Source organism: Nonomuraea sp. NPDC049695 (assembly GCF_040674955.1).
Taxonomy (GTDB): domain Bacteria; phylum Actinomycetota; class Actinomycetes; order Streptosporangiales; family Streptosporangiaceae; genus Nonomuraea; species Nonomuraea helvata.
Genome location: NZ_JBFANV010000185.1, coordinates 1 through 6,713, shown reverse-complemented (window position 1 = coordinate 6,713; position 6,713 = coordinate 1). Strand labels below are relative to the sequence as shown.

Below are 6,713 nucleotides of genomic sequence, written 5' to 3'. Positions count from 1 at the left end.
GTTCACGAAGGCCACCGTCACCACCGTCCACGTGGTGCTGCCGAGCCAGGGGATCGTCACCTGCTGGCCGGACAGAGCGCCGAGGAGCCCGTTGACCGCCGCCGCCCAGCATCCGCTCCCCCGCCACGAACGGCATGACGGCGCCGTCGAAGCTCAGCCAGGGACATCGACGTTACTCCGCTCCGTTGTGAGCCGTCCCGCGCGCTGCCGCGCTGCTGGCCGGGGAGCGTACTTGATCTTCGATTGCCCCGTCAACGGCCCGGTGCCGATACGACGGCGGCGGCGTCAACCAGTCACGTGACGGATTCGGCCGCGCGGCGCCGCCTCTAACGTCGTGTCGCCGGAAGCGGCGAGACGACGATGACGGATGGATGACGGATGGATGACGGGCCCGCCGAGAACGTGGTGCGAACGGCGCCGGCCCTGGCGCTTTCCCGGAGCGCCGATCCGCCGAAGGCGTCCGCTGTGGCGGACGAGCAGGTCACGCTGCCCAAGGCCATCGGCGTGCCTTTTCCGCACCGGCGGGTGATGAGGGGAGTGGCGGCGGGGGCGACGGCCCCCGCCGCCACCGCGTTCGCCCTGATCGTCGCCCCGGCGCAGCGGAACGCGCCGCCCGCCGGCAGGACCTGCGCCACCGTCCACGTGCCGGCCGGTGACGGCTCCGTCCCGCCGACCGGCGGGAGCGGCGTCCGCGGGCGGTGCTCCTCGACGGCGTCGGCAGGGTCTACGGCACGGAACCCTCGGCCGTGACCGCCGAGCGCGGCCAGCCAGCCGAACGGGATGAACGACAGCGTCCCGGCCAGGCTGCCGGGCTCGCTCGCGGCCTGCACGCCCGCCAGCCACGCGCAGGCGGTCAAGGCGAGCACGAGGATGGGCACGCTCTCCCAGCACGCCATACCCGCCAGCCGGCCGCGCCGCATGCCGAGGTGCCGCAGGCCGGTGAACTCCCTCCCGCGGTCCACGAGCGCCAGGGCCGAGTCAGATGAGGCGATCGTCGACGCTGTCCTGGAACATGGCGAGCAGTCCTTCCTCCAGCCCCAGGGTGTGAAACTCGTTGGCGCCGTACTGGAGGCCCTCCTGCACGTTTTCGGCCACGGCGAAGTCCTCTTGATCGAACACGACGTCGTTGGTGAAATCGAAGCGCTTGGCAAGGCCCTCCTGACCGTGCCGGCCTTCGAAATCTGGCTCGCGGTACAGCATCTCGTGGGTCCAGATGGTCCGGTCGGGGCCCTCCGGATAGAAAATGTTGATCGACACGTAGTCCGGATGCAAGATGAAAAACGTATTAGGGAAGAGGACGTAGTACACGGAAGCGTATTCGAGAATACGCCACGATTCCGGATCTAGCCTCAAAGCGTCGCCGATGTTCGTCCTGGCCGCGAGCATCCGAATATGCGGGCCATGCTCCGAATGGGACAGCACGCCTTTCCTGAACATCTTCGACAGAGTCGTACGATGCAGGTAGGGCACGTGGTAGCCCTCCAGATAGGTCTTGATCAGAAGCTTCCAGTTGGCTTCTTTGACTACCTTTGTCTTGCGGTATCGCACCAGCTTGTCGATCTCGAAGTCGACCAGGTCATCGAGCACGAACCCAAGATACGACTCGATGTCAACCTCGGCGTCCGCGGTCGGGTATATCCAGACCAGGCCACCCGCCTCGATGACCGGGAGCTGCTTCAGCCCGTAGGCACCCCGATCCATATCAGGGAAATTGTATTCCCGGGTGACCGACCTCAGCGAGCCGTCCAGGTCGTACACCCAATTATGGAACGGGCAGACGAACGCTTTGAGCTCTTTCTCCTCGCCTGTCACCAGTCGCGCGCCGCGGTGGCGGCACTGATTAAGGAATCCGCGTAGTCGCCCCTGCTTGTCGCGAACGATGACATAGGGAAACTTGTTCCAGTCGCTCAGCAAGTACGAACCGGGCTCGCGCACGCTCGAAACATGACCAGCCACGATAGGATGAGTCCGAAAGATCTTCGCCATCTCACGATCGAGAATGTCCGGCGACGTGTAATTCCCGACAGGAACCTGCACGACCTTTCCGAGCATATCCTCATTGCGGCCCCGTTCCCGAAGTTCGAACAGTTTCTTCAATGCGCTGATTTGCTCATGCTGCTTCATCGCATACCCCCAGCGGGCTAGTAATGAGTCCTGAACCCGGTTGGCGATGCCCAATCAAAGCATCTCCCGAGCATCGCGGCGCCGTCGTCGTCCACAGACGGCCGCCCGATGCGCCGCGGCTGCCGCCCAGCACTCGTCATCCCAGAGATCTGCGCTGGTCACGCTATCTCCGGAGGCCAGGCGGCCGGTGCAACTGGTAGTGTATGATCTTGCGGGATTGAACCATGATCCGTTGGTTGCCGTCAATAGACCTCAATGGCGGGTGATCGACTGTCCTCATGACTTCTGCGCCCATCGAGTCATCGTTCAGCCCCTCAATCCAAGCCGGAGTCCTCAGCCGCGGGAGCACGAATGGACTTACAGCAGTTCGCGCACGAAGTATTTTCCGCACAGCCGTTCAGCCAATTCGTCGGAGCAGAACTAACACAGGTTGGGCCCAACAGTGCGGAAATAAGAATTCGCATTACCGACAACCTTAAACAGCAGCACGGATTCGTGCACGGCGGCGTCATCAGTTACCTGGCCGACAACGCCATTACATTCGCCGGCGGACTGGCGCTCGGCGGGAACGCGTTGACGTCCGAGTTCAAAATCAACTACTTGAAGCCGGCGGTAGGCGACCTGCTCGTCGGCCGGTCCTCCGCGAGGAGCGCAGGAAAACGGCAGGCGGTCTGCCAGTGCGAGATCTACGTCACTGCCGACGGTCAGGAAAAACTGTGCGCGCTGGCCCAGGGGACGGTGGTGCCCTCGTCGGGATGAGGTCCTGACCGGCACACAGGGCTCACGTCGTGGACACCAACGAGGACAAGACCCGGATCCCGGTCATCCGACAGATTCGGGTCAGGACGTGAGCCCCTAGCATTCGTTTCCGTGATGTGCGGCGCACGCTCGGGTCGCCGTGGCGAAGGGGGCGAGGGTGGTCACCATCAGCAGCCAGTACCCCGACCTTGGGATCTTGAAGGGCTCCCGCGAGGTCCGGCACTGGCCGGCATCGTGAATCCGTGGCTCCACCCCCGACATCCCGCCCTTGGACGTCGGCCGCTTCGACCTGAGATGGTTCAGTCGTGTGGGCGGCGTGGCGGCTGTCCGCGTTCGTGCTCGGCATGCCCATGGGCGCGCTGCTCCGGCGCACCCTGTCGGCGACGGCGGTGACCCTGGCGATGTGGTTCTTCGATCTTGAGGGGGAAGGGTGTCGGCGTGGCCTGACACGCGAGAGCTCGTGACCCCGTAACACTGGCTGTTGATCAAGGACAGTTAGTGACGGGGGCCACGAGCTGTGAACGACAGTACTTCGATCCTGTTCGGCATGCCGGAAATCACGGTTGTGAAGGTCGAGCGCGTCGCCGGGGAACAAGGGCAAGCCGGGCGGGTGGTGCATATTGAGCGGCCCGAGGAGTGGGCTGCCTGTCCGGAGTGCGGAGTGATCTCCACATCGGTCCGGCAGCGGCGCACGACCCGGCCCCGTGACCTGCCATATGGAGAGGAAGCACTGCACGTGCGCTGGCATAAGCGGCAGTTCGCGTGCAAGGAGGCGTTGTGTTCGCGCAAGGCGTTCACCGAGTCCGTCGCTGAGATCCCGCCCCGAGCACGAGTGACCGGCCGGCTGTGCCGAGCCGCTGCGCGCCGCGTCGCCTCAGGCGCCTCGGTCGCGGCGGCCTGCCGCGAGTACCGGCTGGGCTGGCCGTTGACGCACCGCCACTTCACCGCGCTGGCCGACGCCGTGCTGGCCGAACCGGAGCCGGTCGAGGTGCTGGGCATTGACGAGACCCGCCGCGGACGGGCCCGCTGGCGCAAGAACGCCGATGGCAGCTGGGACAAGCTGGAACGGTTCGAGACCAACTTCGTGGACCTGTCCGGCACAGGCGGGCTGCTCGGCCAGGCAGCAGGCCGCACCGGCAGCGCGGTCGAAGGCTGGCTGGACGCGCGCGGCCAGGCCTGGAAGAGCGCGGTCCAGGTGGTGGCGATCGACCCGGCCACCTGCTACCGCACCGCCATCCGGCGGGCCCTGCCACACGCGACCATCGTGGTCGACCACTTCCACCTCATCGCCCTGGCCAACAAGGCCGTGACCGCGGTCCGCCAGCGCGTCACCCGCGACCAGCGAGGCCGACGAGGCCGTTCCGTCGACCCCGAATGGGCCAACCGCCGTCGCCTGCTACGCGCCCGCGAGAACCTCAGCCAACGGGCCTTCACCACGATGTGGAACGCCCTGATCGACCACGAGCCGACCGGGCAGATCCTGACTGCCTGGATCGCCAAGGAAGACCTGCGCTCCCTGCTGGCCTGCGCCCGCCAACAACAGCCCCGCTCGGTGATCTCTCACCGGTTGTTCCGGTTCTTCTCCTGGTGCGCCGGCTCCGACATCCCCGAGCTGATCAGCCTGGCCGAGACGATCGAGCAGTGGTGGCCCGAGACGCTGGCGTTCATCACCACCGGCATCACCAACGCCCGCACCGAAGGCACCAACCGCCTCATCAAGGACGCCGCCCGCGTGGCGTTCGGCTTCCGCAACCTGGCCAACCAACGCCGCCGAGTACGGTTGGCCTGCACACATCAAACGATCAACCCAGCCGCATGAGGGTGACCACCCCCCTCAAGATCGAAGAGCCGGCGATGTGCGCGCCGGCGTTCACCCCTCAGGAGGTAATGCTCGGGCTCACCAGCCCATCCGAAACCCGCCAACGCCGGAATCTTCCCAAGAGGAAATGTGCCGGCTCGGCCCGCCTGGGTGGTCGATCCAGAGCTTCGTCTGGCCGGCCGGCTGTGTCACCCCGAACCGGTCCGCGGTCGGACTGCCGAGAGACAACCACTGGAGGTAGGCGGACGACAGCTCGTCCCAGAGGCGCCGCTTGCCGTTCTGGACGACCAGGAAGTCGTTCGCCTTCGGTTCCCGGTCGCACTTCGCCCAGGTGTCGATGTCGTCCATGTCGAATAGCAGCAGCGAGTAGCCGTCGCTCTTGTCGACGAACCAGCCCACCCTTGGGGCGAGGCGGCACAGAGCGCGTACAAGCCCAGGTCGGCCTGGACGAGGCGACGCGGGTCCATCGTCGTCGTGGTCTCGGCCCGCCGGTCAGGCTGGGAATTCCCCTTTGTGTTGCAGCGCTGGGAGCGCACCATCATGTACTGGGCGCGTCCATGGAAGCGGCCCACGGCGGTGGTGTCGTCGATCACGGTCAATCGCAGCTTGTAACCCCGCCAGGGTGCCAGGGCAGGACGATCATCGCTCCTGGCCTGGTCTGCTCGATCCACGCCCTCGGGATGCGGGAAACGTCTGCCGTGACGTGGACACGATCGTAGGGAGCCCGTTCGGGGCATCCTGCGAGGCCGTCGCCGGTGATGAGGTGCGGCGTGAACGCGGTGGTCTTCAAGTTGGCCGCGGCCTGCGCGGCGACCTGAGGGTCGACTTCCATGGACGTGATGCCGTCCGAGCCGCACCACCACGACAGGAGCGCGGCCGTCCAGCCTGAGTCGGTTCCGACCTCCAGGATTCTGTCACCGCGTGCAGGTGACAGAAGCTGCAGGAACTGGAAGACCACGCCCGGCGCTCACACCGAGGAACTGAAGGAACCTGTCCCGGCGGATGGGTCGCCGGCTCCGTCATCGGCCTGGGTGATGATGGCCGGGTCGCTGTACGCGAGCGTCCACCACTCTTCCGGGCGGTTGGTGACGTCGATCGGGCCGCCCTGCACGTTGTACACGTCGGGCGCGGCCCATGCGACCGGGGGGACGAACAGGTGCCGGGGCACCTCTCGCAGGGCGGGTGCCCATCGGGGATCCGTGATCAGGCCTCTGGCGGTCAAGTCGTCGGCGAGTCGCGCGGCCAGCTCGTCAACATCCGGCCATCTGGAATGCACCCGTTCTGGATACCTTTTGCGTTCATCGGCTACGCGGGAAGGTTCCAGGTGGACCCGTCGGGATTGCCGAGCCACACTCGCTGGCCCTCGCGCGTCACGGTAAGCCCGAAGCTCGATTGAGGCGGGCTGCCCTCGCCTTGCCACGTCAGGATCGCGTCCTGGGGGTTGAGGAACATCTCTGCGAAATCGTGCGCTAAGCGTTCAAGGGCGCCTGTACCGGTTTGACCTGGGGCTATTTGCCGCTGGAACCTTCGTGGGTCGTTTTGTCGATCTTCGGAGGGTGTTGTGGCGGTCGAGTTCCTGACCGATGAGCAGGCGGCTGGGTACGGGGCGTTCGGCGGGGCGCCGTCGCGTGCGGAGTTAGAGCGGTACTTCTTCCTGGACGACGCGGACCGGGAGCTGATCCAGGACAAACGCCGGGATCACAATCGGCTGGGGTTCGCGGTCCAGTTGACCAGCGTGCGGTTCTTGGGCCGGTTCATGCCCGACCCACGGCAGGTGCCGGCAGAGGTGGCCGAGTACCTGGCCGAGCAACTGGACATCGCCGACGCTTCGTGCCTGAAGCTGTACGGGGAGCGCGACGGCACAGCCCGCACGCATGCCGGGGAGATCCAGCAGGTGGAGGGGTGGCAGGACTTCGCTAAGCTTGAGGTTTAACCTTTGAGCTGCACATTTGCCGCGATCGGCAACAGAGGTGATTGATCCGACATAGCGGATTGTGTCCTCTGTGATACG

At 65.7% G+C, this 6,713-nt stretch carries 9 protein-coding genes; 4 read left to right on the top strand and 5 right to left on the bottom strand.

From position 1 onward, the window contains the following. Positions 1 to 326 precede the first annotated feature (326 nt). Positions 327 to 962, bottom strand: coding sequence for a hypothetical protein (locus AB0J64_RS56500; protein ID WP_364046837.1), 636 nt, complete (start codon positions 960 to 962; stop codon positions 327 to 329). 16 nt (positions 963 to 978) lie between these two features. Beyond that, on the bottom strand, positions 979 to 2,178 hold the full coding sequence (locus tag AB0J64_RS56495; RefSeq protein WP_364046834.1) for an aromatic ring-hydroxylating dioxygenase subunit alpha: 1,200 nt from the start codon (positions 2,176 to 2,178) through the stop codon (positions 979 to 981). A gap of 297 nt (positions 2,179 to 2,475) precedes the next feature. Here AB0J64_RS56495 and AB0J64_RS56490 point away from each other — a divergent pair, with 297 nt between their 5' ends. From AB0J64_RS56490 to AB0J64_RS56480, 3 genes are all read left to right on the top strand, one after another. Then, positions 2,476 to 2,883, top strand: coding sequence for a PaaI family thioesterase (locus AB0J64_RS56490; protein ID WP_364046831.1), 408 nt, complete (start codon positions 2,476 to 2,478; stop codon positions 2,881 to 2,883). Between the two features lie 305 nt (positions 2,884 to 3,188). After that, positions 3,189 to 3,347, top strand: a complete 159-nt coding sequence (locus AB0J64_RS56485) for a hypothetical protein (RefSeq protein WP_364046828.1) — start codon at positions 3,189 to 3,191, stop codon at positions 3,345 to 3,347. Between the two features lie 83 nt (positions 3,348 to 3,430). Beyond that, the gene (locus AB0J64_RS56480; protein WP_364046825.1) at positions 3,431 to 4,702 is read left to right on the top strand and encodes an ISL3 family transposase; all 1,272 of its coding nucleotides are present in this window, start codon (positions 3,431 to 3,433) and stop codon (positions 4,700 to 4,702) included. 78 nt (positions 4,703 to 4,780) lie between these two features. Here the strand turns inward: AB0J64_RS56480 and AB0J64_RS56475 are convergent, their stop codons facing one another. From AB0J64_RS56475 to AB0J64_RS56465, 3 genes are all read right to left on the bottom strand, one after another. Next, positions 4,781 to 5,101 (bottom strand): hypothetical protein, encoded by a 321-nt coding sequence (locus AB0J64_RS56475; protein WP_364046822.1) that lies wholly within the window; start codon positions 5,099 to 5,101, stop codon positions 4,781 to 4,783. A 196-nt stretch (positions 5,102 to 5,297) separates the two neighbouring features. Further along, positions 5,298 to 5,660, bottom strand: coding sequence for a hypothetical protein (locus tag AB0J64_RS56470; protein WP_364046819.1), 363 nt, complete (start codon positions 5,658 to 5,660; stop codon positions 5,298 to 5,300). A 9-nt stretch (positions 5,661 to 5,669) separates the two neighbouring features. Continuing rightward, positions 5,670 to 5,978: a hypothetical protein gene (locus tag AB0J64_RS56465; RefSeq protein ID WP_364046816.1), complete on the bottom strand. Its 309-nt coding sequence runs from the start codon at positions 5,976 to 5,978 to the stop codon at positions 5,670 to 5,672. Between the two features lie 300 nt (positions 5,979 to 6,278). Between AB0J64_RS56465 and AB0J64_RS56460 the strand changes: the two genes are divergently transcribed. Next, complete coding sequence (locus tag AB0J64_RS56460; RefSeq protein WP_364046840.1) at positions 6,279 to 6,635, top strand: DUF4158 domain-containing protein; 357 nt, start codon at positions 6,279 to 6,281, stop codon at positions 6,633 to 6,635. Positions 6,636 to 6,713: the final 78 nt, after the last annotated feature.

Coding starts and splice junctions, on each gene's coding strand:
- AB0J64_RS56490 (WP_364046831.1), top strand. CDS start 2,476: ATGGACTTACAGCAGTTCGCGCACGAAGTATTTTCCGCACAGCCGTTC.
- AB0J64_RS56480 (WP_364046825.1), top strand. CDS start 3,431: ATGCCGGAAATCACGGTTGTGAAGGTCGAGCGCGTCGCCGGGGAACAA.